The organism is Bremerella cremea, assembly GCF_039541315.1.
Classification (GTDB): Bacteria; Planctomycetota; Planctomycetia; order Pirellulales; family Pirellulaceae; genus Bremerella; species Bremerella cremea.
Genome location: NZ_BAABFZ010000002.1, coordinates 353,417 through 378,674, shown reverse-complemented (window position 1 = coordinate 378,674; position 25,258 = coordinate 353,417). Strand labels below are relative to the sequence as shown.

19 protein-coding genes and 4 tRNA genes are annotated in these 25,258 nt (G+C 56.0%); 6 read left to right on the top strand and 17 right to left on the bottom strand.

What is annotated here, in order from left to right:
* Positions 1-162 precede the first annotated feature (162 nt).
* The 4 genes from ABD890_RS02200 to ABD890_RS02185 all read right to left on the bottom strand — a co-directional run bounded on the left by ABD890_RS02200 (position 163) and on the right by ABD890_RS02185 (position 531).
* Positions 163-236 (bottom strand) — tRNA-Leu (locus tag ABD890_RS02200).
* Positions 237-246: 10 nt separating this feature from the next.
* A tRNA-Ser gene (locus ABD890_RS02195) sits at positions 247-332 on the bottom strand.
* Between the two features lie 9 nt (positions 333-341).
* Positions 342-414 (bottom strand) — tRNA-Glu (locus ABD890_RS02190).
* A 45-nt stretch (positions 415-459) separates the two neighbouring features.
* Positions 460-531: transfer RNA gene (locus ABD890_RS02185), tRNA-Phe, on the bottom strand.
* A gap of 451 nt (positions 532-982) precedes the next feature.
* On the opposite strand from ABD890_RS02185, the gene ABD890_RS02180 reads away from it, so the two are divergent.
* Positions 983-3,286: a glycoside hydrolase family 2 protein gene (locus ABD890_RS02180; protein WP_345085291.1), complete on the top strand. Its 2,304-nt coding sequence runs from the start codon at positions 983-985 to the stop codon at positions 3,284-3,286.
* 65 nt (positions 3,287-3,351) lie between these two features.
* On the opposite strand, the gene modB is transcribed toward ABD890_RS02180, so the two are convergent.
* The 5 genes from modB to ABD890_RS02155 all read right to left on the bottom strand — a co-directional run bounded on the left by modB (position 3,352) and on the right by ABD890_RS02155 (position 11,654).
* Entirely contained in the window at positions 3,352-4,047 is a 696-nt protein-coding gene (modB, locus tag ABD890_RS02175) for a molybdate ABC transporter permease subunit (RefSeq protein WP_345085289.1), read from the bottom strand.
* Positions 4,048-4,050: 3 nt separating this feature from the next.
* A complete protein-coding gene (gene modA, locus ABD890_RS02170; RefSeq protein ID WP_345085286.1) occupies positions 4,051-4,857 on the bottom strand; it encodes a molybdate ABC transporter substrate-binding protein in 807 nt (268 codons plus the stop codon).
* 75 nt (positions 4,858-4,932) lie between these two features.
* The gene (locus ABD890_RS02165) at positions 4,933-7,737 is read right to left on the bottom strand and encodes a WD40 repeat domain-containing protein (protein ID WP_345085283.1); all 2,805 of its coding nucleotides are present in this window, start codon (positions 7,735-7,737) and stop codon (positions 4,933-4,935) included.
* Between the two features lie 5 nt (positions 7,738-7,742).
* A complete protein-coding gene (locus ABD890_RS02160; protein ID WP_345085280.1) occupies positions 7,743-10,256 on the bottom strand; it encodes a DUF1549 domain-containing protein in 2,514 nt (837 codons plus the stop codon).
* A 21-nt stretch (positions 10,257-10,277) separates the two neighbouring features.
* On the bottom strand, positions 10,278-11,654 hold the full coding sequence (locus ABD890_RS02155) for a DUF1501 domain-containing protein (RefSeq protein WP_345085277.1): 1,377 nt from the start codon (positions 11,652-11,654) through the stop codon (positions 10,278-10,280).
* Positions 11,655-11,845: 191 nt separating this feature from the next.
* Here ABD890_RS02155 and ABD890_RS02150 point away from each other — a divergent pair, with 191 nt between their 5' ends.
* Complete coding sequence (locus tag ABD890_RS02150; RefSeq protein WP_345085274.1) at positions 11,846-12,613, top strand: AraC family transcriptional regulator; 768 nt, start codon at positions 11,846-11,848, stop codon at positions 12,611-12,613.
* 24 nt (positions 12,614-12,637) lie between these two features.
* Complete coding sequence (locus ABD890_RS02145) at positions 12,638-13,942, top strand: APC family permease (RefSeq protein ID WP_345085271.1); 1,305 nt, start codon at positions 12,638-12,640, stop codon at positions 13,940-13,942.
* Positions 13,943-13,948: 6 nt separating this feature from the next.
* Here ABD890_RS02145 and ABD890_RS02140 read toward each other — a convergent pair whose 3' ends face one another.
* The 4 genes from ABD890_RS02140 to ABD890_RS02125 all read right to left on the bottom strand — a co-directional run bounded on the left by ABD890_RS02140 (position 13,949) and on the right by ABD890_RS02125 (position 17,061).
* A complete protein-coding gene (locus ABD890_RS02140; protein WP_345085268.1) occupies positions 13,949-15,067 on the bottom strand; it encodes a purple acid phosphatase family protein in 1,119 nt (372 codons plus the stop codon).
* Positions 15,068-15,333: 266 nt separating this feature from the next.
* The gene (locus ABD890_RS02135) at positions 15,334-15,750 is read right to left on the bottom strand and encodes a PepSY domain-containing protein (RefSeq protein ID WP_345085265.1); all 417 of its coding nucleotides are present in this window, start codon (positions 15,748-15,750) and stop codon (positions 15,334-15,336) included.
* A 304-nt stretch (positions 15,751-16,054) separates the two neighbouring features.
* The gene (locus tag ABD890_RS02130; protein WP_345085262.1) at positions 16,055-16,510 is read right to left on the bottom strand and encodes a tetratricopeptide repeat protein; all 456 of its coding nucleotides are present in this window, start codon (positions 16,508-16,510) and stop codon (positions 16,055-16,057) included.
* A gap of 176 nt (positions 16,511-16,686) precedes the next feature.
* Positions 16,687-17,061 carry a hypothetical protein gene (locus ABD890_RS02125; protein ID WP_345085259.1) on the bottom strand — a complete coding sequence of 125 codons (375 nt, stop codon included), beginning with the start codon at positions 17,059-17,061 and terminating at the stop codon, positions 16,687-16,689.
* A 434-nt stretch (positions 17,062-17,495) separates the two neighbouring features.
* Between ABD890_RS02125 and ABD890_RS02120 the strand changes: the two genes are divergently transcribed.
* The 3 genes from ABD890_RS02120 (at position 17,496) to ABD890_RS02110 (ending at position 21,315) form a co-directional block, all read left to right on the top strand.
* A complete protein-coding gene (locus tag ABD890_RS02120; RefSeq protein ID WP_345085256.1) occupies positions 17,496-18,968 on the top strand; it encodes a sulfatase family protein in 1,473 nt (490 codons plus the stop codon).
* A gap of 44 nt (positions 18,969-19,012) precedes the next feature.
* A complete protein-coding gene (locus tag ABD890_RS02115; RefSeq protein ID WP_345085253.1) occupies positions 19,013-20,320 on the top strand; it encodes a sulfatase family protein in 1,308 nt (435 codons plus the stop codon).
* 302 nt (positions 20,321-20,622) lie between these two features.
* Positions 20,623-21,315, top strand: a complete 693-nt coding sequence (locus tag ABD890_RS02110; protein WP_345085251.1) for an ankyrin repeat domain-containing protein — start codon at positions 20,623-20,625, stop codon at positions 21,313-21,315.
* Here the strand turns inward: ABD890_RS02110 and ABD890_RS02105 are convergent.
* Genes ABD890_RS02105 through ABD890_RS02090 form a run of 4 tightly spaced genes read right to left on the bottom strand, consistent with a single transcriptional unit; the run spans position 21,310 to position 25,076 of the window.
* Positions 21,310-22,854 (bottom strand): metal ABC transporter permease, encoded by a 1,545-nt coding sequence (locus tag ABD890_RS02105; protein WP_345085248.1) that lies wholly within the window; start codon positions 22,852-22,854, stop codon positions 21,310-21,312. The two genes, ABD890_RS02110 and ABD890_RS02105, sit on opposite strands and share 6 nt — an antisense overlap.
* The gene (locus ABD890_RS02100; RefSeq protein ID WP_345085245.1) at positions 22,854-23,654 is read right to left on the bottom strand and encodes a metal ABC transporter ATP-binding protein; all 801 of its coding nucleotides are present in this window, start codon (positions 23,652-23,654) and stop codon (positions 22,854-22,856) included. The genes ABD890_RS02105 and ABD890_RS02100 overlap by 1 nt, the downstream gene beginning before the upstream one ends.
* Positions 23,655-23,657: 3 nt before the next feature.
* Positions 23,658-24,155: a hypothetical protein gene (locus ABD890_RS02095; protein WP_345085242.1), complete on the bottom strand. Its 498-nt coding sequence runs from the start codon at positions 24,153-24,155 to the stop codon at positions 23,658-23,660.
* A 12-nt stretch (positions 24,156-24,167) separates the two neighbouring features.
* Positions 24,168-25,076 carry a metal ABC transporter solute-binding protein, Zn/Mn family gene (locus tag ABD890_RS02090; protein WP_345085239.1) on the bottom strand — a complete coding sequence of 303 codons (909 nt, stop codon included), beginning with the start codon at positions 25,074-25,076 and terminating at the stop codon, positions 24,168-24,170.
* Between the last annotated feature and the right edge of the window lie 182 nt (positions 25,077-25,258).

Sequence of the window (25,258 nt, the reverse complement as noted above, 5' to 3'; positions counted from 1 at the left end):
ATCCCAGAACGCAAAACGCCCGCAAATTACCGGGCGAAGCGAAACTTAGCGAATCTACGCAAAATAGAAAGGTAGGCCAGGCGGGACTCGAACCCGCAACGACCCCGAAGTTTAAATTCGAGCGGTCAACCAATTGCCACTGAGCCAACACGGCAAAGAAAGTAGCTCGAGTGGGATTCGAACCCACAGCATCCCTGATTCTGAGTCAAGGTGGTCTGCCAGTTGCCTACCGAGCCATGTTTTGAGCGGAAGCCGAGGGACTCGAACCCCCAAACGACGTTTAGCCGTCCCCTGTTTTCAAGACACTTTCCTCATCCAGCCGGATGGCTTCCGAAATGAAGTGACCCGTGTGGGAGTCGAACCCAACCTGCTCGGCTTGAAAGACCGATGACCTCACCCGAAGTCGAACGGGCCAGTTTGCTGGTGAATGGCTACGCGTCGTGGGTGATGCGCAGCAAGTGGACCGAGAGGCGCTCGAATCCTCGTCTACGGTTCTTCAAACCGCCGCTTTACCGTCTAAGCTATCAGTCCAGATTGTTTCGTTCCGGGCACGAAAAAGGCCCGGTCGTTTGTGACGCCGGGCCGTTACAGATCTTACTGTTGGCTTCGAGCGTCAGGTCGCCATGGCCTCGCTGGCAAAGGAAAGGGCTTCCGATTCAGCGCGCACAGAAAGTTCGAGGGAACTTAACAGTAGATTGAAATAGCGACGCGCCATGGGAATCGTTCCTTTCTAATACCCCGGTTTAGGTTGCCAACATGGCAGTTGAAGGGCACACCAACCTAGACGAGCCGAACGCCTCTTGGTTCGCAATGTTTCCTGGATTTTGATTCGGTTTTCTCCCTTGATTGGGCTAATGGCTCGAGCGATGTTCGCAAAATATCTCAATAAGTCTACGCAGCACCTCATACGCGAAACCTGCAAGGTGTGTCAAAATAGAATGGTTAATTCGCCTGCTCCTGCCCCAAAATACGGAGATACCTGATGACCCCACGACGATTGTTAGCGCGAAGCACGCCATGGCTGGCTGCATTTTTGTTATTCACCACACTCACGGCATTCGCTTCGGCGGAGGAAGCCGATCCGCATGCGATCAATGGTCCTTGGCGTTACTCGTTTGCCAAGCCAGCCGACGATTGGTTCAAGCCAGATTTCGATGACAGCAGCTGGAAAGAAGGCTACGGAGGCTTCGGTACCGCCGGGACTCCCAACGCTCGCGTGGGGACAGAGTGGGACGGCAAGAATATTTGGATTCGCCGTGAAGTCGAATTTGACTCGATTCCTGAAAACGCCTCGCTGTTGATTCATCACGACGACGAAACCGAAGTCTATTTAAACGGCAAGCAGATCGCGACGTTCGACAAGTGGACTGACCAGTACAAGGTCGTCCCCATGACGGCCGAAGGCCGCGCCGCACTGCAGGCCGGTAAAAACGTTCTCGCCGTGCATACCTATCAAGACGCCGGTGGACAGTACATTGATGTGCATATCGTCGACGGAAAGAACGTTCCGCAGTTGCCAGCGGCCCGTCTGCCAGAAAAGCCCTACATCTCGGACCTGATTACGACTTGGGGCGAGCAGTTGTCACCTGAAAGCGTGTGGCAGGAATATCCTCGTCCGCAGATGACGCGCGAAAATTGGCAGAACCTCAACGGCAAGTGGAACTATGCGATCACTTCGGAAAAGGTTGACACCATTCCACAAGAGTGGGAAGGCAAGATCCTGGTCCCATTTGGTCTGGAGTCGAAACTTTCTGGCGTTCAACGCAATCTGCAACCAACAAGCGCGCTATGGTATGAACGATCGGTCGACCTGAAACCAGCCGATGGCCAGCGCACTCTGTTGAACTTTGAAGCAGTGGACTATGCCTGCCGAGTGTTTTTCAACGGCACTGAAGTCGGCGGCCACGTCGGCGGAAGCACTCCGTTTACGATTGACGTGACCGACGCTGCCAAGTCAGGCGACAATCAACTGGTGGTCCGAGTCGAAGATAAAACCGGCGGATGGCAACTGCGCGGCAAGCAAACCCTGCACCCAGGCGGCATCTGGTACACGCCGGTGTCCGGCATCTGGCAGACCGTCTGGGCCGAACAGGTCCCAGCCACGTACATCTCGGACGTGACGATCGCAACCGATCCTAAGTCGGGCAAAATCACCATCGATCCAATCCTGTCAGGCCAGGCCGACGCCAAGGTCACGGTCAAAGCAACCGTCTTCGATGGCGACAAGCAGGTTGCCGAAGCGAAGTCGAACGGCGATCCGATCTCGGTTGAAGTCGCCAACGCCAAGCTGTGGTCGCCAGATTCGCCTCACTTGTACAACATTCAAGTCGAAGTCCTTGATCAGGCAGGCGACAAGGTTATCGATTCGATTGGTACCTACGCCGGGATTCGCAGTGTCGGCACGATGAAGGACGAAGATGGCCACCTCCGTTTTACGCTCAATGGCAAGCCGATCTTCCATTGGGGACCGCTCGACCAGGGATGGTGGCCAGATGGCTTGCTGACGCCTCCTTCCGATGAAGCGATGTTGTACGACATCGAATATCTTCAGGCTGCCGGGTTCAACATGATCCGGAAGCATATCAAGGTAGAACCACGTCGCTATTACTACCACTGCGATCGCCTCGGCATGTTGGTCTGGCAAGATCAGGTGAGCGGTGGCGAAAGCCCACCATGGACGCGGATGCGACCAAACCCAGAAGACGCCCAGTGGCCTGATTCCGCACACAATCAGTACCTGGCCGAGTTCGAAGAGATGGTCGACTCGCTCGAAAACCATCCGAGCATTGTTGTCTGGGTTCCTTACAATGAAGCCTGGGGGCAGCACCGTACCGTGTCGAGTGGTGAGTGGATCTTGAAGCGAGATCCAAGCCGCCTGGTGAATATCGCCAGTGGTGGTAACTACTGGGACGTCGGCCATGTCGCTGACCAGCACAGCTACCCACACCCTTCGTTTCCGTTCGAGCAAAAACGTCTCGACAGCAAGGTGAAGGTCGTCGGCGAGTTCGGCGGTCACGGCTGGCCGGTTGAAGCCCATCTCTGGAAGAAGACCCAGGCCAACTGGGGCTACGGTGGACTGCCGCGAACGGTGAAGGAATATCAGGCTCGTTACCAGGAGTCGATCGATATCCTTCGCAAGCTGAAGGAGAAGGGGATCGCAGGTGCCGTCTACACGCAAACGACCGACGTTGAAAGCGAAATCAACGGCCTGATGACTTACGACCGCAAGGTGATCAAGATTCCTGCCAAGGAATTGAACGAGATCCACACCGGTCTGACGAAGTAAGTCTCCGTCGAAATCCAAACTGCGTGAACCCCGGCTTGGCCCTTGTGCCAGGTCGGGGTCTTTTTTTATCCGTCCGACTCTTGCTTCGACACGACGCGCGATTGCTTCTCGAGCATTTCGCTGATCAGAAGGGCGAAGGCCGCGATCAAGATCGAAACAACGATCACGCTCGTCGCATTCTCGACACCGCCGGGCGTTTCCATTTGATCGTAGACATAAAGAGGAACCGTCTGCGTTTTTCCCGGGATGTTCCCGGAGATCATGATGGTTGCACCAAACTCGCCAAAGCCCCGGGCAAATGCCAGGATGCATCCAGCGATGATCCCAGACCGAGCGAGCGGGATCGTCACGTTCCAGAAGACATCCCACGACCCAGCGCCAAGCGTCTGAGCAGCCATTTCAAGCGTTGGATCAACAGACGAGATCCCCAGCCGGATCGATCGCACCATCAGAGGAAACGCGACAACCGCCGCGGCGACCGCCGCCCCTTTCCAGTCGAAGATGATCGAGATGCCAAAGACCGACTGTAGTAGTGCTCCCAGCCAACCGTTGCGGCCAAATGCCACCAGAAGCAAGTAACCGGTAACTACCGGTGGCAGCACCAGCGGCAGATTGATCGCCGTTTCCAGAACGGTCTTTCCCCAGAAGTTCTTTCGAGCCAGCAGCCAACCGCACAACAGGCCTGGTGGAAGTCCTAGTACAACACCCACGAGCGAGACTCGCAGGCTGAGAAGCACAGCCGATAATTGGTCGGAGTCCACTCGCTACTCTCCCTTACGGTCGGAAGTAAGCGGGACGAAACCATACTTCCTGGCGATCGCTTGGGCCTGATCGCTTTGTAGAAACGTGTAAACACGATCGGCTGCTTCGGTTGGCTCTGGCGTGTGGATCCGCACCAGCGGATAGACGATTTGATCGTGCGAGGCAGGATCGAAGTGAGCTACCACTTGAACTTGATCGGTCAGACGAGCATCGGTTGAATAGACCACCGCCGCATCAACTTCGCCTCGCTGGGCATAGGCCAACGTGCTCCGAACATCGTGACCGCGAACGATCTTTCCTGCCGCAACGAGAGGTTCCCACAGCTTGTGATAGCTAAGGGCTTGTTGGGCGTAGATCCCGGCAGGTACGTTTTCGCCTGCGATTGCGACACGCTGAACCGAGTCGTTGGTAAGGTCTTCCAGCGTGGTGACCTTCTGCGACGATCCTTCCGGAACAATCAATACCAAAGCGTTCGCCAGCCAGGCAGTCGAATTCTCGGTCAGGCCTGCGGCAACAAGTTCATCGGCCCATTTCTGATTCGCCGAAATGTAAATATCGGCCGGAGCTCCCGAAAGAATCTGCTGAGCCAACGCGTGCGATGGCCCGGTGCTGATTTCGATTTGAGTGTCTTCGCCCAACTCTTGTTGAGCGGCTTCGGCCATCTCTTGCAGGGCATCTTTCGTACTAGCCGCTCCGAGAATGACGACGGTTGTGGACCGCTCAGACGAAGAGCCAGGGCCGCAGCCTGCGATGGGCAGCAGCAGACTCCCGCACCAAAGCAGGCAGAGGCAAGATACGACGCGCGACATGTTCGGAAACTCCCAGAAGTTCCGAACATTGTAGGCAGAATGCCAGCCTCACTTAAAGGTGTTGCCGGCGATCGACTACGGTTTCGGCAAGACGTGCAGCAGAACTGGGCCTGTCGCGTGCCCGCCATCGGTGCCGGTTTGCAGGTGAAACAGCCGCGAGGTCGGCTCGGCCGCTTCATGGGCGGTGATGAAGATATCTCGCTCGGTGCTGCCTTCCATGATCATCAGACCGTTGAGTCCCAGGTTCGCGACATTCACCGCGAAAGGAAGGTTTCGGCCAGCTCCGACGTTGCCGAAGTTCACGTGCCCTTTGGCATCGGCCCGTTCGGCGATGACCTTCAGCATGATCGTTTCGCCAGGATGGATCGCGAATTCAAGTGGTTTGCCTGCCTCCGAAGATAGCGGCGTGGCCCCTCCGTCGGTCGCTTCCATCCGGATGGTCAGATTACTCTTATCGCGAATCTCGATCTTCTTGAACCCGCCCACGTCGTGCGAGATCGGCTGACCGTCGATAGTCGCGGTGGCCGTGACTTTGATCTGTTTGAGTTGATCTTCCGTCAACGTATTGGCTTCGCCGGTCGCTTGCACGAGCCCGATGGCCTCGATTTGTCCTGGTTCGATGGTAAAGGGCGAGGTCGCCTGAAAGCCGCTCGGCAGGCCGTCGATGGTCACCGAGATCTCTCCGTCGAACTGATCGACGCGGTTGCACTTCACGATAAATTCCCGAGCACCGCCACTGGCGATGTTTAAATTTTTGGTCTGCAGATTGACTTGGAAGTCAGGCTTCGCTGCGCGTGCCAACAGTTCGTAGCGGAAGTTGGCCCCCTCGAATCCGCGCACATCGCGAACCTTTACCAAATAGTCACCATCGACGGGCACCGTAAAGAAGAGTCGCGAGTCATCTCCCATCGTGCGTCGCGATTCGTCATCGTTCTCGTAATAGAGCGTGAACACCGGCAAGCCATTCGGAACGACGGTCTCGCCCGGGGCAATTGGCTCGACAACGTAGCAGGGCTCTCCTAGTGCATGGGCAAGGGGCGTCGTATCGAAGTAGCCCCACCGCTTGCCTTCACCAGGATAAACCCGAAAACCGCTATCAGGACCGCGCGGATGCAGCCACAGTCGAACGACTTCGCCGCTGCAGTAAAGATATTGATTGAGGTTCATCTCTTCCCAATTGAAGATTCGGAAGTCGTCCGAGATCGAATCATCCTTGCCACGGAAGGTGAAGTACGAATCCCGCACGGCTTGAAGCTTCAACCGTTCCACCGGACTGCCATCGAGATGGCAAATCGAAATGTGGGAGTCGAGTGGGCTCTTCATTCGTGCGGCGTTGGTTTCCAAGACCCACGTTTGTCCCCCCTTGGCGGTGAAGCGGTAGAAGTCGATGTCAGGGCCGGCAGCTTCGTTGTGGATCGTACCAGTGATCTTCGCTGGAAACGCGACGGCCTGGGCAGTGTCGGGTTGGTCGTTGCCCTCTGCTTCCTGCACGTCGTGGGTTGTGCTCTCGGCAATGGGAAGTGGCTTGATGGACTGGACCGCTTGCGATTTGCTAGCCAGATCTTCCGGAGACCAGGTCAAGCGATCGATCTGGCCATCCATTCGGCCGAGGTACAAAGAACGCTGAGAAGAAAGAGCAGCGTTCGCCATCGCGAACTCAGGTTGGTCGTTCCAGGCTTTGAGTTCCGTGTAATCGCGGGTTCGCCACAATTTCACCGTCAGGTCGTTACCGATCGTCCAGAGATGCTGCCCGTCGCCACTGAATTGAAGCCGCTGCAGGGCGCCTTCGTGGGCGAAGCGAGCCTGGATCATGGGATTGATCTTCGGGCCGTCAGTCGCGACAAATTGCCAGACGCGCAGGTTATTGTCCGCGCCGCCAGCGACGATCGATTTGCCATCGGGAGTAAACGCGCAGCAATAGACCTCTTTTAGTGGTTGCGGCAATGTATCGAGTCGAACCGCGTCGGCGACCCGCCACACTTTGCAGGTATCATCGGCGCTGCCCGAAACAAGAAACTTGCTGTCCGGACTGAAGCCGACATCGTAGACAGCGCCGTTATGGCCAGTGAGCTCATGCAGCTTCGCACCGGACTCGGCATCCCATAAAACGATATTCCGATCGTAACCGCAGGTCGCCAGCCACTTGCCATCGGGGGAGTATTCAGCGTCGTACAGCATGTCACGATGACCTTCCAGCGATCGCAGCTTGCTTCCATCTTCTATTGAATAGATCGAAGCGATGCCAGTTAGTCCAGTGATGCCCGAGGCGATCGCGAGTCGCTTTCCGTCGGCACGAAAGTGTATCGCAGTAACCTTGCCTGGCACGTCCGAGAGTTCTAACACGGGGCTGTTCAAGTCGAATTCACCGTGATCGTCGACCGCAAACAGCTGGACCTGGCCATAGCGTCCCACCGCAAGTTGTTTACCATCGGGCGAAAATGCTAATGCCAGGATCGGACGAACATCGTTGTGCGAAGCAATCGGAGCGACATCTAGCCCCATGGTGGCGGACTTTTCTCCGCGTGGTATCCCTGCTTCGATCCACTTGGCAATCAACGCGATTTCCTCGGCAGACGGCGCAGGTTCATCCTCCGGCGGCATCTTCGGTTCAGCGGTGCCTTGAAGAACTGCCAACAAGCGACTAGCCTTGGGGTCGGCGGCCTTGGTCAACGGTCCATCCGAAGTGCTGGCTTGCAGTGAGGCGTACGTCTGCAGCGAGAGGTCTCCCTCTGGCTCGGCATCGTTGTGGCAACCAACGCAGTATTTCCGCATCAGTGGTTGGATGTCGTGCTCGTAGGTCGGAGGCTCTGCCGCGGCGCACCACGTCCCGTGAAACAGGGCAACGATCAGGCTGGCGGCGATGAGGTGGGTGGTGTTCATGGCGACTAGTGATTGAAGAGGAATTCGCGGCTGCTCATCAGACCCCAGAAGAGGTCTTCGATCGTCGCACGTTCGTCAGGGGAATCGACTGGCGGAAGCATCGCCACCAGGGCACGCCGCTTTTCGGGCGAAGGGAATCGCGAAAAGCAACTCAGATAGATCTCGTCGATCAGCGCCTCGTCGGATAGTCCTTGCCGTCGCAAACGCCAGAGCGACTCCGCTCGGCTGGCTGGGTTCTTAAGCTTGTCGTTGATCGTGTCGCCGTTGGAAATGTGGAGGACCTGAACCATGGTTGGTTCGGCCGATCGCTCGCATTCGCAGACGATGTTACGAGGGTTTCGGCCAAACGTGCTGAGGAAATAGTTCTCGACAGCCGAGTCGTAAAGCTGAATGGCCTTGGTCCCGTCGGGATAGAAGTCGGTCTTCTGCTTGTCGTTGCCGGGGAAGGCAACAGTATCGAACTTCGTCGGTACGCCGGTTACCTGAACCACGGCATCATGGAGCACTTCGGCCATCATGCGACGGGGATAGTACCGGCTGTAAAACCGTGACTCCGCTTCGTTACCAGCCAGGGCGACGCTGGATCGCTGATAGGCGTTGGACTGCAAAATGGCACGCATCAGCGACTTTAAATCGAATTTGTTGTCGACAACATGCTTTGTCGCGGCATCCAGCAAGGCACTGTTGCTGGGAGGATTGGAGACGCGAAGATCGTCGACTTGTTCAACCAGGCCGACGCCAAAGAAGTTGGCCCAAACGCGGTTGGTGATCGCTTTGGCGAAGTAGGGATTCTCTGGCGAGGTCAGCCAGTTGGCGAACGGCTCGCGGCGATCGTCAGGACTGTCGAACGCGATCGGTGTGCCATCCAGAGGTGTCGGCGCCTGCGGCTTCCCTGTCCGTGGCTGCACCAATTCGCCGGACGTAGCCACGTACAGCGTTCGTGAGCCATCGCCATTGCGACCCTCGCCACCCCAGCCTTTCGCTTTCACGCGCGAAAAGATGTTGGCCATGGCGTAGTACTGGTCGTTCGTCCATTTCTCGAGCGGGTGGTTATGGCACTTGGCACAGCCGATCGACAAGCCCATGAATGCCTGCGAGGCGTTTTCGGTCATCTCCTCAGGGGTCTGGCTTAAGGCGAAGAAGTTCGTCGCGCCGTTCTCCGTGCTCTCGCCGGTTGCCGTGACGATCTCGCGGACCATCTGATCCCATGGCGTGTTCTTTTCGACATGGGTATGGATCCATTGGTAATACGTTTTCAGAGCTTGCGGGCGAAGCAACGTTCCGTTGAGCATCAACACGTCCGACCATTTGTAAGACCAATAGTCGACAAACTCGGGACTGGCGAGCAGCGTTTCGATCACTTCGTCCCGCTTTTCTGGCTTGGTGTTCGCCAGGAAGGTTCGGGCCTCGTCCGGTGTCGGCAGTCGTCCGATGGTGTCGAGATAAACGCGACGCAAGAACTCCGCATCGCTACAGGTAGGCGAGGCGACCAGGTTGAGTCGTTTCAGTTGACTGTCGATTTGCTCGTCGATAAAGTTGCGAGGCTTCCGTTGATCAGCCTGGGCGATCTCTTCTTCGGTTGCCGAGTGCGTGTACGGGACAGTCGTCCGGGCAATGGCCAGCTTGCTGGCGAACCAGGCCACAATGGCACCTTCACCTGGCCCCATGATGGTCGCGTGACCATCTTCGTCGACCTGAGCCACAGCATCGTTGGTGCTCGACCACTTCACCCAGGGAGTCACGTCGCGAGAGCTTCCGTCGCTGTAGACGGCGGTAACCGCAAATGTCTGCCGCTGGCCGATGGTCTGAATCGAAGCTGCTGGAAACACTTCGATGCGTTCGACGGTCGCATCGTTGGTAGTGGGGGGCGTCGCTCCATGGGCAATCCAATCGGCCAGAATTTGAAAGTCTTCGCTCTCGGCCGGAAGTTTCAAACCACCTTTGTGCGGAACGACGGTGGTCGGTTTGGTAAGCAGTAAGCTTACCTGAGGCGCCGAGAGTTCAACGCGGCGTCCTTGATCTTGCTTGACGATATTGAAGTAATCGGACTCGGGGTCGTAACCACGCAGCGAAAGACGGAAGCCACCTTTGCCCGCCAACGCGCCGTGACAGCCACCGGAGTTGCAATCTCGTTTCGCAAAGATGGGCAGCACATCGTGCCGAAATTGAACGGTCGACGCTGCATCCTGGTTCGTTACTGTCACCTCAGCGGAAACTGTTTTTCCGTCGACTTCCGCGAGTATCTTTGCGTTGCCGTTCTTAAGTGGACGGAGAACGCCCGCTTCAAGTGAGGCGACTTCTTCCCCTTCGATCCGCCAGGCAACATCGGTTTGGACTTCGCCCCGAAGATCGTCCCCATTCGAGTGCTGAAGGATGATCCTCTGCTGAGCGCGTGGACCATCGAGGTGGATCTGGTGCGGCAAGACGATCCATTGTGGATCGTCGGCAAGAAGCGATCCACCATTGGCAACGGCAAGCTGCGGAAGGAGGAGTATCAGGAAGGTCAAACAAGTGCGCATGGGGCTGGCAATTGGCTAAAACTAAAACAGTTCGTGGATCGGCATGTGACCGGAGTCGACGATTGGGAACGGACGCCCGCCGGGGCCTGGCAAGGTCTTTTCCATGTCGAAGCCAAGGCTATGGAAAATCGTCGCGGCGACGTCGGCAGGCTGCACAGGGCGATCCGCGGGGACGGCACCGATCGGATCGCTGGCACCGACAATACGTCCACCTTGCACACCACCACCAGCGAATCCGCAGGTAAAGCATTGTGGCCAGTGGTCGCGTCCTCCGGCCGGATTCACGCGAGGCGTTCGACCAAATTCGGCGAGGTTACAAACCAGGGTCGAATCGAGTAGGCCGCGTTGGTCCAGGTCTTCGATCAGCGCGGAATAGCCTTGGTCGTAAAGAGGCGCGACGATATCTTTCATGCCGCTGATCGACGTGAACGGCTTCGATCCGTGGATATCCCAGGTGATTTCATCGAACACGGTCAGAAACGTGTTGATGGTGACGAAGCGGACACCATTCTCGATCAACCGTCGCGAAAGCAAGCAGCACTGGCCAAAGCGGTTCATGCCGTAACGTTCGCGAACCTTGGTCGGCTCTTTCGAGAGGTCGAACGCTTCGCGAGCCTTCGGGCTCGTCATCAAGCGGAACGCTGCCTCGAAATTGCTTCCCAGCAGATCGGCCGACTCGCTGGCCTCGAAGTTTGAGGCGGCCTGATCGACGAGATCGCGAATACGCCGACGGCGTTCCAGGCGACTCGTATCGATTTCGAAGGGGGGCAGCAGGTCAGGAACTTTGAAGTTGGCTTGCGATGGATCGGCATTCAACGAGAACGGATCATGCGCTTTGCCCAGAAACCCACCAGCCTGGCCGTTGGGCATATTGCCACCACCGCGCCCCATCAACTGAGGCAGCACCGCGAAGGCTGGCAGATCGGTCTTGCGACCGCGCTCGAAGCTGACGACCGAGCCGATATGGGGCGTGTTCACACCGCCGGAAAAGAGTCTGCCGGTCTGCATCATTTGCCATCCGGCATCGTGCACTGCGGCACCCGTGTGATGGACGGAGTGAACCAGTGAGAACTTATCGGCGATCTTGGCGTGGTGCGGCAAGATCTCTGAGATTTGCAGGTCGGGGTTGTTCGTGGCAATTGGCTTGAACGGTCCGCGCACTTCAGCGGGAGCATCAGGCTTCATATCCCATAGATCCAACTGACTGGGGGCACCCAGGTTGAAGATCATGATGCAGTTGCGATCGTCATGGTTGGGGCGAACCGCTCCCTGAGCTTTGGCTGCGAACAGATGAGGCAAGCTCAGACCGAGGGCCCCGAGACTGCCGACTTGCAGAAAGTCACGGCGCGTGGCTCCGTCGCAGGTGACCGATTTGCCACGGCCCTGAAAAGTAAACATGGCGTGCTCTTTGAAGGCTGGGCGCCGAAGGAGAGTTGAAGATTGGATAAAGGAAGGCAGGATTCGCCATACATATGGGGTACGCTGGCGACGCGCTCTCAATCTAGTGTGCCCGATACGTAAACGGCTAGGGATTTTTCCGCAATGTATGGTATTATCTGCGCATGACCCCTCGCCCCGGAAGATTGACTATGATCGAACGCATCGGTGCAGAACTTGCCCTAGCAGGCTTATTTGAATACCTTCCCGACGTCTATCTTTACGTTAAAGACACGGAAGGTCGCTTTGTCGCCGCCAACGAGAACCTGTGGCGAATGCGCGGCCTAGAGTCCGAGCAGCAACTTCTCGGTAAGACCGATCTTGATATTCATCCGCGATATCTGGCCGAACGGTACATGGCGGAAGATCGCCATGTAATGGAAGCCAATCAACCGCTGCCGAATCAAATTTGGCTCGTTCCAGGTGAACCCGGCGAGTTGAAGTGGTTTGTCTCGACCAAGATCCCGTTGCTCTCCGCCGCTGGCAACGTGGTTGGTTTGGCCGGAGTCATGCGCGACCTGGAAAAGGCTCGATCGGTCGCGCGACTGTTCAACGAATTCGAACAGGTCGTCAGTTTCGTGCTGCGGAACTACGAACATGCGATCCGCGTTGACGAGCTGGCTCAGATGGTTCATTTGTCGATCAGCCAGTTTGATCGCCGGTTCAAGGCCACCTATCACATGACGCCGCAGCAGTATATTCTGCGCGTTCGTCTACATGCGGCCTGTCACGAATTGCTCGCCTCCGGAGCATCCGTCGCCCAAATTGCCACATCATGTGGGTTCTACGACCACAGCTACTTTACCAAACAGTTCCGAAAGCACCTGGGGATCTCACCGACTGAGTACCGGGTAAGATACCAGGACTCGCCTGCGGGCCTTTCTGATTCGCTGGGTCTTTCCCCGCCATTTCCATCTTGAACTTTGCTGGTTGCACCTCACTGCATGACGCGCCCTTCAACTGAACTACGCCGTGAACTTGGTATCCCGGGGGCCGTGATCACTGGGCTCGGCTCCATTTTGGGAACTGGCGTTTTCGTCAGTATTGGTATCGGTGCTGGGGTTGCTGGAAATAGTGTTGTCTGGGCGATCGTGGTGGCAGCACTGGTCGCCATCTGCAATGGTTTGAGCAGCGCTCAACTCGCCGCGAGCCATCCCGTAAGTGGAGGGACTTATGAATATGGTTACCACTGGCTGACGCCTCGCTTGGGGTTCCTGGCGGGTTGGATGTTTCTGTGGGCGAAGTCGGCGTCCGCCGCGACCGCGGCTTTGGGCTTCGCCGGGTATTTGCTTCCTTGGCTTGGAGTTGCATCAGACAAGCTGCTCGTCCCCGTGGCGATGGTCGCCGTCGTTCTTTTAACTGCGGTGGTGTTGGGGGGGATCAAAAGATCCTCGCAAATCAACGCCATCATTGTGGGAATAACTTTGTTCGCCCTATGTGGGTTCGTGGTTGTTGGTTTGCTGGCAAAGCCGTATGCAGTATTCGACGCGCAAGGAATCGTACCGCAAGAGTTCAGCTGGGTCGGCTTCGCGCAGGCGACAGGGATGATGTTTGTGGCCTATACCGGCTATGGCCGTATCGCCACGCTTGGCGAAGAAGTGAAGGAGCCGCGACGGACGATCCCCATTGCCGTCATCGTCACACTGGCGGTTTCGATGACGATCTATTTTCTGGTCGCGCTCGTTGGAGTTCAAACCGTCGGGGCGGGTCAGTTTGCTGAGTTCACCCAATCGGGCGCCGCACCGTTGGAGTCGATCGCACGTAAGTTCGAGGTCCCCGGGATTCCGACGCTGATGACTATCGGTGCGATCACGGCGATGTTGGGCGTGCTGCTCAACCTGCTCCTCGGTCTCTCGCGCGTCGCCCTGGCAATGGGCAGGCGTCACGACTTTCCGCCGATCTTTGCCCGGATTCAAGCGAGCAGCGGTGTGCCTGGGCCTGCAACGATTCTCGTCGGGTTGATCATCGGCACAATTGTCTTATTGGGAAGCGTGAAGCTGGCGTGGTCGTTCAGTGCGTTCACCGTTTTGGTGTATTACACAATTACGAATGCTTGCGCGTTAGCAATGAAACCGGAAGAACGCCTCTATCCACGATTTGTCCCGGTCCTGGGATTTGTCGCGTGTCTCTCGCTGTCGTTCTGGGTACAGCGAGAAGTTTGGCTGGTAGGCATTGGTGTGCTGATCGCGGGACTAGTTTGGCATCAAGTCGCCCAGGTAATCGCTCGACGTCAAGCTGACGACGCCTGATCTTATTTAAGAACGCCGTGGCCGCGCCATCTTTTGTGTGTGGACCGCATCGACCACTTTGCCGTGGTCCGATAGGGCGAGATGAAAGCGATCCTTACCTTCCAAGCGGTGCAGCGACAAGTGATAAGACTCGGTCGACTTCGCCAGAAATGGCCGTTTGTCGGGGCCCTCGGGTGAACGAATTTTGCCCCACGAACCGTCTCCGAGATACAACACACCACGATCGTTGATCAGGCCATCTTTCATCCGATGCGTCCTTTTAAAAGCGTGGTCGTGATGTTCTAGAGCCGCGTCCACGTTGTAACGCTCAAGAAGTGGGCTCCAATGTTTCCGCATCGCAGCGTGCAGACGATCGTCGGCGTTCCGCACACATGGATACATGGGGACATGATTCACGACAAAGACGTTCGGCATCTCTTCGCGTTCTTTCAAAACCTTTTCTAACCACTCGGTCTGATCACCGTCGATCGGCGACGTATGCCCCGAGTCGGTTAGAACGAGTGAGAGGTAGTCGCCAAAATCGAGCGTGGCGTAGCCCGTGTCGGGGTAGAGACCATCAAACATCGCATAGAAGAAGGGAGCATCCTGGCGAGTCTTGTCGTAGAAACCAACCGTCTCGTGATTCCCAATACATGCTACCAATGGAATCAAATGACCACGTTCATCACGCAGATCAGCAGAGTATTGATCGATGAACTTCAAGAACGTTTTGGCAGAGCTTCCATTCTCGTAGGCGAGGTCGCCACCCAGGATTACAAAGCGAGGTGACTGGTTGGCGGCAACTTCGTTCGTGCGACGAGCCGCGCTGCCAGTGCCACTGTCGCCACCCGAGATGAAGGTGATCTCGTTGGTCGCCTTGGCAGGCATCGTACGCACACTTTCCTGGGGTGAATCGAGACCTACGCGAATGCGGTAGAGCGAGTCGGGGTCGAGGCCTGTCAGCTCCGCGCGAAATTGCCAGAGGTCGGTGTGAGGAAAGCGTCGCGCAGTATGGGCAACTTCGTGCCAGGTCTTCGTACGACTTTTGCGATACCAAAGATTACGCGATAGTCCGTCTTGTTCTTTCTCTCCGATCCACTGCAACGTAATCGTTGTCGTCGGATCTTGTTGCCAGGTAGCAATCATTGCCCTGGGATGAAACGACGGCTTCTCAGCAAATGATGGCGCAGCGAGAGCGAATCCATCGGCCCCCAGCAATCCAGAGAAACCTGTCGCGAGCAAAGCGGAGGAAGATTGTAGAAAGAGTCGACGGTCCAAAGTCACTACGTTCAACCTTCTGATTCGGGTGGGAAATTGGCGAGTATATCGATGCTACTTCAAGTGCCAAAGAACCACAATCCGCCCGTGCGAGCGGTTTCTAGGCCAGGTCTGCTGCATCGAAGTAGCTTGCTTCAGTTATCGCGACGATCGGAGATTACCTTGCCCGAATGCGGATCGATACGAACCTCGTGCTTCCCATCTTCCTGGTAAACCTTAATTTCCCAGACCGGTGCGTCGAAACTTACCTCCTGGATGTTGGAATACCCGGCTTGCAAAACCAGTTGCAGGATCGTCGACAACGGTTTGGATTCGCATGATGGAAGCTCGTCGAAATCATCCTGGTGTTTGGAGACAATCTTCCCTGTGCGCGGGTCAACATAAACTTCGTACGAGACCCCGTTTTGCTGAACCTCGATGTCCCACAACTCATCGTCGCGATCAATTTCACTGAATGGCCCGAAACCTTGCTGTTCGAGACTTTCAACAATTTGCGGCAGCAATGAATTCGACCGCGCAAGCTTGCCACTGAAGCCTGCAGCGATCAGCATGACCGCCAATACCATCGAGGGGGCAATCGTCGAGAAGAAGTTCGTGGTGCCTGACCTTTCAAAGAGAACTTAACTTTGATTGCAGGCGAAACTTGTCCGAAGGATTGCCCGCGACCTATTTATTATCCGCGCGCAACTAAAGCCAGGATGAACAGGACATGAAATCGAGTTCATCTAAGGGAATGACTTCAGAGCCAGCATTCAACGAAAGGCTCGCGTGCCTTTCCCGTTTACGAGAATTCGACAACACGAGCTTTCGTTAGAGCGGAATCGATTACAAAGGGGATTCTGCGATCGGTCGTCTCTAGGGTAGAGAATGGACGACGCTATCTTCGAAGACGCCTGGCTCGAAATCGAGCGTCAATGGCGCGGTATTCGCCGGACCAAGGCCGACCGCCCAGAAGATCTTTTTCCAAAGTGGATAACTTCGTCGCCAGCTTTGCAGACATGACCGCAGGCGTCGCGCTGCTTCGTTATTCTCGTCCATCGACTGGGCCAAGATATTGGAACCTCCGTCAATGTTGCCGGAAAGAACGAGGGCAGTGGCGAAGTTCACCTTAAAAAAGATCGGTACCTCGGGCCGCACCCAAACGCAGCCTGCGTTGAAGACGATCTCGCGATACAAAGTAACGGCCGCGTCAAACTTCCCCAATCGCAACAGGCAAACCCCCTTGGCATTCTTAAGAAGTATGTCTGTGCCAGGAATCTGAACGAGGCTCAGCGCCTTGGCAAAATCACCAGAGGCGACGAGTGACTTCACATGGTCAAGCTTCGTAGAAGCTGGGGTGCCGGAAGCATCCGTCGATGGTTTCGGTGTCGTTGTGCTCATATTGATAACCCAAAATCGGCGCGAAGGCGCAGGCAGCGCCTAGTCGGCCGTCAACAAAGAATCAAGCAGAAGGCAAGAGAACGTTGGCTAAGCTCACGAGGCCAACATTAAATCTGCCAGCGGGTCTTATGAGAAAGCAGCGACGCGTCGTAGGCGACGATTTGCACCGGATGCGAATCGCAGTACGCAGGTGCAATGGCCAACTCGAAACCGGACGGAAGACAGCTACTGATGCGCGAGCGAATATCCCCGATCAGATTCTGTCCAGAGTTCTCGATATCGCCGCGGATACCGGAATCAGGCAGCAACGTGCCGAAGAGTTGAAGGACACGCTCGTGGTGGTGGTCGCCTGGTGCGTGAATGACGCTCGGAGAGGTTGCAGCCAGTGAGGTATCCACGGCAGCTTGAACCAATGGCGAGTTCGCACTCACCAGCAGCGTCAGCATCAACACGGTTTTGATAAATCGCGTGCAACGATTCATCGAGGACATTCCAGAAGCAGTGCCAAAATGGGCACACATCGTGCCTCTTCGTGAAGGATAGGAGGGGGCTACCGTCTCGTCAATGGATAGACGAGAGGCGAAACCGAACCACAACCAACCGAGACCATTGCCAACCGCGAAGTTGCCCGGACGGGCACTTTCGACTGGGCGACCATCGCCAATTATCGCCGCAATGCGCTGTTCTGACACCCTTGTGCCATTGCTACGGGAATTGACTGCCTATCCTCCATGGATCAAAATGCGCCAATAGCGGATTTCCGCTTCTTGCCGAAACTTCTTATAAACGCGACGACCAGCCTCGCTGCTGCCACAGCCTCAAAGGTCTCCCCATGCATTGTGTCTCTCCCCGCCCTCAGTCCGCTTTTGTTTGGCTTCCATGGATGAAGTGTTGCCTACTTTCACTTTTCGTCTCCATGGTTGCCACGACAGCGGTATCTGCCGAAACGGCCAAGAAGCCAAACGTTGTCTTCATTCTGATCGACGACATGCGGTTCGACGCGATGGGATTCATGGGGCACCCTTTCCTGAAGACGCCGCAGATCGATGCGATGGCCTCGAAGGGAGCGAACTTTACCAACGCTTTTGTCACCACCTCGTTATGCTCACCCAGCCGCGCATCGATCTTGACCGGCCAGTACATGCACAATCATCGGGTGGTCGACAACAACCATACCGACCTGAGCGATACGATCTTCTTTCCGCAGTACCTGCAAAAGCTCGGTTATAAAACCGGCTTCTTCGGCAAGTGGCACATGGGTGGCGGTACCGATGCGCCGCGACCTGGGTTCGATCAATGGGTAAGCTTCCGTGGCCAGGGCAACTACTTGCCGCCTGGTCCGAAGTGGACCTTGAACGTCAACGGCAAGTCAGTGCCGCAAAAGGGATACATCACCGACGAGTTAACCGACTATGCAATTGACTGGCTGGATACATTGAATCAAGAAGAGCCGTTTTTCCTGTACTTGTCGCACAAAGCGGTTCACGCGCAGTTCATTCCGGCGGAACGTCATAAAGACCTGTACTCGGACGTCGATATTCAGCCGCCAGCCTCGCAGCCGGATACCGACGAAAATTACGAAGGCAAGCCGATGTGGGTGAAGAACCAACGCAACAGTTGGCACGGGGTCGACTTCCCGTATCACTCTTCGCTGAACATCAAAGAATACTACCGCGACTATTGCCGCTGCATGAATGCGGTTGACGATAGCGTTGGTCGAGTTCGCCAATACCTGAAGGATCACGATTTGGACGACAACACCGTGGTGATGCTGATGGGGGACAATGGCTTCCTGTTCGGCGAGCACGGGCTGATCGACAAACGAAACGCTTATGAAGAGTCGATGCGAGTTCCTCTCGTGATCGAAGCCCCTGGCATGTTGAAAGAAGGCAGTACGGTCGACGCTGTCGTGGCGAATATTGACATCGGCCCAACCATTCTCGACATGGCAGGCATGGAAACGCCGGAGCAGATGGACGGCCAAAGCTTTCTGCCGATTGCCAGTGGCAAGATGGATCCGAAGGACTGGCGCAAGCACTTGCTCTATGAATATTACTGGGAATGGAACTTCCCACATACTCCGACCATGTTTGCGTTACGAGGCGATCGATACAAGTTCATTCAGTATCACGGCATTTGGGACACGGACGAACTATACGATCTTGAGAACGACCCACACGAAATGCATAACCTGATTAACGAACCAGGATTGCAAAGCACAGTGCGAAACATGCGAAACACGATCAACGAAGAGTTGAAAGCACGTGGTGCGATGGTCGTTCCGTTTGGTGCCAAACGTGGAACCGGGGCGAATCTGCGTCGCGAATCTGGTAGTACGAGCGCCGAATTCCCGGAGAACGTTTTGCGTGAGAAAGACGCGAAGCAGTAATTCTCACCAAGAACTTCCCACCTTACATCTTTTCGGAGCGATTCATGCGAAAGCTGTTTGTATTGAGCCTCAGCGTTGTGTTGGCGGCGATGGCAATTGCCTCGCCGCTACGTGCCGCGGATCAACCCAACGTCGTGATCTTGCTGTCCGACGATCAGCGCTGGGACGATTACTCGTTCCTCGGTCACGAAGCCATCCAGACCCCGAACATCGATCGACTGGCGAAAGGATCGTTGGTCTACGAACGAGGCTACGTGCCGACTTCACTTTGCCGACCCTCGCTGGCGAGTCTGTTCACTGGCCAATATCCGCATCAGAACGGGATTGTCGGCAACGACCCGCGCGAGAACAAGCGGACCAACGAAGGCCGTCAGGTGCTGGTGGAGCGTTTCATGAAGAACCCTCGTCTGGCCGAGATCCTGGGGAAGCATGGCTACGTCAGCTTTCAGTCGGGCAAGTGGTGGGAAGGTCACAACTCGAGCGGCGGCTTTACGGAAGGTATGTCGCATGGCGACGTCAAAAAGGGTGGCCGTCACGGCGACGTTGGCTTGACGATCGGTCGCAAGACAATGCAGCCGGTGATTGATTTCATCGACAAGAGCGTCGAGGCTGATAAGCCATTCTTTTTGTGGTACGCACCTATGATGCCGCACTTGCCACACAATCCCCCAGAACACATTTTGAAGAAGTACACGGCAGAAGGTCGCTCGATCAACGTCGCCAAGTACTATGCGATGTGCGATTGGTGGGACGAAACCTGTGGTGTTGTGCTCGACCATCTCGATAAGAAGAAGGTCGCCGACAACACGATTGTGATCTACCTGTGCGATAACGGCTGGATTCAGCGATCCGATGAAGGTGGCGGCGCGGTCGGCGGACCACGTGGGAAGCGTTCTGTCTACGATGGCGGGACGCGAACGCCGATCATGATTCGTTGGCCAGGGCACGTGAAGCCGCGCACTGATAAGACCGATCTGGCGAGCAGCATTGACGTGGTGCCAACCATCCTGGACGCGGTCGGAATCGAAACCGATTACCATTTCCCAGGCGTCAACCTACTGGATCGGGCGGAGGTTACTTCGCGTAAAGCGATCTTCGGCGAGATCTATGCCCACGATATTCCAAACTATCACCATCCGGAACTGGGGCTTTTTTACCGCTGGGTGATCGACGGTGAGTGGAAGTTGATCGTTCCGACCGGGCAGGAAGAAGGGGAGTATGGCCCGATGAAGCCAGCTTTGTTCCACGTTGGTAGCGACCCGGAAGAAGAAAAGAACGTGATCGCCGATCATCCAGAGATCGCGGAAAAGCTCCAGAAGGAACTGGATGCATGGTGGAATCCTAAGACCTAACGACTGCCTTCTATCGGCACAGCTTTGTGCATTCGTTCTCGCATAAGCCCCGTCGGCGAACCTCGTCGATGGGGCTTTTTCGTTCTTGAAGCTGGCGTGAAGAGTTTGCAGTGTTCTGAAGAACCGTGATGGAAAGGCTACCTTCGTGCCTGCGACTTCACAAAAATCAGCAGTCAGCGATCCGACGCGTTCGAATTAGGCGGATTCGGACAGGCCAGACCTTCATCAATTGAAATGACGACTACGACGAGGTGGGGCACGGCAAGGCACCTAACCTCTTCCTCCGCATAGGGCCGAGAGCGATGCAGTACCGTTGCCCTCTATGTCGAACCAATGGCGTTGTCCCTGATAAGGCGCGCGGGCACGAGGTGATGTGCCTCAAATGCCGCGAGCACTTCTTCATCCCGGATCAAACGCTGGAAGAACGATTGAAACTGGGTATCTTTGTCGCCGCACGTCGTAATGATGGCGAAGTGATCACCGCCATGGTAGAGCAGGGGGCGGACCTCGATGTGCAAGAAGAAGAATCGGGGCATACGCCACTCCATATCGCTTCGTTCTACGGAAAGCTGTACGCAGGAAGAGAATTGATCGACAACGGCGCATCGATGGAGATTCGCGCGAACAAAACCGTACAAACACCCCTGTTTTACGCTTCGCGTGAGAACAGCCCGAAGATCGTTCAGTGGCTTCTCGAGAAAGGAGCCAATCCGAATCTACAAGATCCTGATGGCACCACCGCGCTGCACTGGGCCGCGCGTAAAGGCTTTGTCGATGTCGCAAAGGTGCTGATCGCAGGCGGGGCCGACTTTTGCATCGAATCGATCAACGGACTGCGCGCACTGCAGTTCGCTGTTTCTTATCATCAGCCGGAGGTTCGCGACTATCTGATCGCGGTCGAACGGGCCAACAAGTTCATACAGAACCAAAGGGTAAGAGCAAATAAGAAATCAGGAACGCTCAACACGTTCCTGTTCGGATTCGGCAAATCATGAAGCCGATTCGCCAGGTAGTGGCGTCTCGATCAAGCGAACCGTGATCGAGTCGGCCTGGTCGTGGTCGAGACCGATCTCCTGGTTGCCATTGACGAGGAATGTCCAGGTCTGTTCGTTATCGGTCCGGGGACCAGCCCGTAGCTGATCACCGATCGAAATCGAGAACGGTAAGTCGCCTTTAATGTGGGTAACTTCCGCCAGGTGGCCAATGCGAAGTAGACTGGCATGGACCTCTTCGCCTGGGACCAGATGCACGAAGTCCTCGGGAATCTCTTGTCCATGTGGGTCGGTAATTGGGTGCCCCAAGCGGTCGTCCAGATAATCGACTGCTGCTTCATCATGCACATGCTCCAGTAAGTGGGCACGCTCGTGAATCTCGTCGTGCGGCATCCCCAGTCGCTGGAGGTAGGCTTCCCAAATCCGATGGGCCCGCATTAATCGTCGAGCTTCGATTTCGCCTGCCTCGGATAGTCGATATTCTTCGTTGTTGGTCGCTTCGATCCACTTCTGGGCAATCATGCGATCCATTGACTTCCGTAAGCTTTGACCATCGGTCGGCACGTTGGCAATGATCGTTGCCAGGGAAGTTGTTGGGTTTGGATCACGTCGCATGCAGCCGAGGATGTCTTCGGCCAAGGTATGCGGAATCGCCGCGCGGCGTCGAATCCAGGTCGGCAGCAAGCCGAACTTCGGCGAAAAGACCAGCACCACGACAAACTGTACCGTACTGAAAAGTACGATCGGAGGACTCGTGGCCACATTCAGCCACACCGATAGATAGACTCCGCAAACCACGCTCGAAATTCCAAACAGCGCGGCCAGTCCCATCATGTGACTCAACCGGTTGGTGAGCAAATACGCGGTGGCGGCCGGAGTAATCAGCAAGCCCACTACCAGAATCACCCCAACAATCTGCACTGCGCTGACAACCACCAGCGATGTGCAGGTTGTCATCAAGATATGAATAAGCAGCACCGGCAGACCAATCGAGGCAGCCATGATCGGATCGAAAGCGGTGAGCAGCAGTTGGCGATACCATAAAATAGTCGTGAAAAGAACGATCGCCGTGACCCCGGCCATCATCCACAAACGCTCGGCGTCGACCGCCAGCACATCCCCCATCACGAAATGAAACAGGTCGAGATGGATGTAGTGCGAGAACATGCTCGCCAGCGCACCGCCAAACGCGAAGATGCCGGTGTACATGATGCCGATCGCGGTGTCCTCTTTGATTCGAGAGACCCGCGACACAAAGTTTACCAGCACCACGGTCGTGAAGCCTGCCAACAGAGCTCCCAGGATCATCGCGGCAAAGTGCGCCTCTTGCCCGTAAACCACCTTCATGAACAGGTAGCCTGCCGTGACGCCGGCCAACATCGAGTGCGAGATCGCATCTCCCAGAAAGGCCATCCGGCGCAAGATGATCAAGCAACCAATCACGCCAGACGAAACAGCAACCAGGCATCCTGCCACGATCGCCCGCAGCAGGTAGCTATTGCCGACGAACGGCTCGATGAATAGTTGATGCAGCGTGTCCACTACTTCGCCTTTTCTCGCAAGACATTTCGTAGATGTTCAAACGCACGCACGTTGCCATCGTAAACTTCGCTCAACAGTTCTGGCTGCAGGATCTGAAGGGGCGTGCCATAGGCGAACAGTCGCTGCTTCAGCAAGATAATCGCGTCAAAGAATTCGGCAGCGGTGGCCAGGTCGTGATGGACCACCACCAGCGTTCTGCCTGATTGCTTGGCATTTTCCAGGACGTTCAGGATGGCGCGCTCGGTGGCAGCATCGACCCCGGCGAACGGCTCGTCTAGCAAGACGACCTTGGCTCCTTGTGCCAGCGCGCGAGCCATGAAGACACGTTGCTGTTGGCCACCGGAAAGTTCGCCGATTTGGCGTTTCCGCAGATCGGCCATGCGAACAATCGAAAGAGCCTCGTCGACGACCTCGCGATCTTCTTTGGACGGTCCCCATTGCCACCACGGAATGTTCCCGTAGCGGCCCATCATGGCGACATCTTCCACGGTCACCGGGAAATCCCAGTCGACACTGCCGCGCTGCGGGACATAGGCGACCAGTTTGCGTGTTCGTTCGACCGGCGTTCCGAAGATTCGAATCGTTCCGACGTCTGGACGCAGAAAGCCAAGGATCGCCTTCATCAACGTCGACTTGCCAGAACCGTTGGGACCAATGATGCCTACAAGCTGACCGGACGGAATCGCAAACGACACATCAAGCAAGGCCGGGACCGAGCCGTAGCTGACGGTCAAATGCTCGACTTCAATCGCTGGGACCGAAGGATCAAGTGGCGTCGGTGTTGGTTCGCTGGAAAACATGCCTTATTGTTCGTTCGATGCCGATGGTTTTACTTCAAAGCCAACTGTCCCGACGACCAAACTATCGGTCGGCGGCGCCCAGAGGGTTTCTGTCTGCAAAGGCTGCTGGCCGTTGCCCTTAAAAAGCTGCACATGGACAGCGCGAGGAACGATCGCCGCGGAATCGGAAGGGCTCATCTCAATCAGAAACTCGTTGCGGCCGGTGGGGAGTTCTAGATCGATCTCTGCTTCGGTGACTTCGCCAGCGGGAATCGGCTGGTTGACGACCAGCAATTCCTTGCCCTGATAGGTCACTTTAAGCGAGGCGGCTTCTGCCAGTTCTTCGGCGAAAGGATCGACGCCGGCGTCGAAGGTTGCTGAAATGCGGAGGCGGTATTGTTGGTTAACGATCGTCTGCAAAGGCTTTCCGCTGGGCGCCTGGTTTTCGGCCAGTGTCTGTTGATAGAGCCACGTCGATAAAAGCACGATGGCGGCACTCAAAATGGCGATGACGATTCGCATGGAATGATCGGGTTACTTTAAAGCTTCCACAATGGTGATGACATTTTCTCGCATCATACCGAGGTACGTTTCCCCGGCAGTCCCTGGAGCACCCATCGAGTCGGAGTACAGTTCGCCTCCGATTCGGACGCCTGCTTCACGGGCGATCTGCCGCACCATGGTTGGATTGACGGAGGTCTCGACGAAGATCGCTTTCACGCCATGCTCTCGTATCGACTCGATTGTATCGTGGCGTCGCTGCGGTGAGATGCCCGCTCCGACTTCATTGCCGGTCGACCAACCGACAGGCGTCGCTGGCTTCAGCCCGTAGGCCTGGCAGAAATAGTTGAAGGCATCGTGACTGGTGACCAGGACACGTTCTTCAACCGGGATCTTGCTGATCTCGCGAACGATCCAGTTGTTCAGCGCCCGTAGTTGATCGAGATACAATGCGGCCCGGCTACGATATTCATTGGCGTGTTCCGGGTCGAGTTCGATGACTGCGTTGCGAATATTGCGGACATACGTCGCGGCGTTCGTGCAGGAAAACCATGCGTGTGGGTCATCCATCGCCTGATCGACGCCAGGGACTTCCAGCGGATTGCATCCATCGACACACGTTACTAATGGGCGGCCCGTCTGCTCGGCCAGCTTCCGCATCCAGTCGTTGCCTTCCAGATGCCAGCCATTTTCCAGGCACAGATCGGCTGTCGAGACCAACTGGGCGTCGCCAGGCTTCTTTTCGTAAAGATGGGGATCCTGACCAGCAGCCAAGACCGAATGGACTTCCATCCGATCGCCAACCACTTGTCGCGCGAAGTCGGCGATTTGGGTCGTCGAACAAACAATCACCGGCCGTCGCGCTAAATCGTCGGCAGCCCATCCCAGAGATGGCATCAGCGTAACAGCCAGAATGGCGAGGGCAGTTAGTCGAATCAGCATGGATTTGCATCCCCAAATGGACGTTTTTGAGAACCCAAAACCATCATAGATCAAAGATAATCCGAAAACAAGGTGAACTCATTTCCCGCTAAATCGATAGGATGAAAAAGTAAGGCATCGGAAACCGAAACAACGCGGCCTGTCGCGGGTTTTAAATTGCAGTAGTGCCGGCATCACGCATT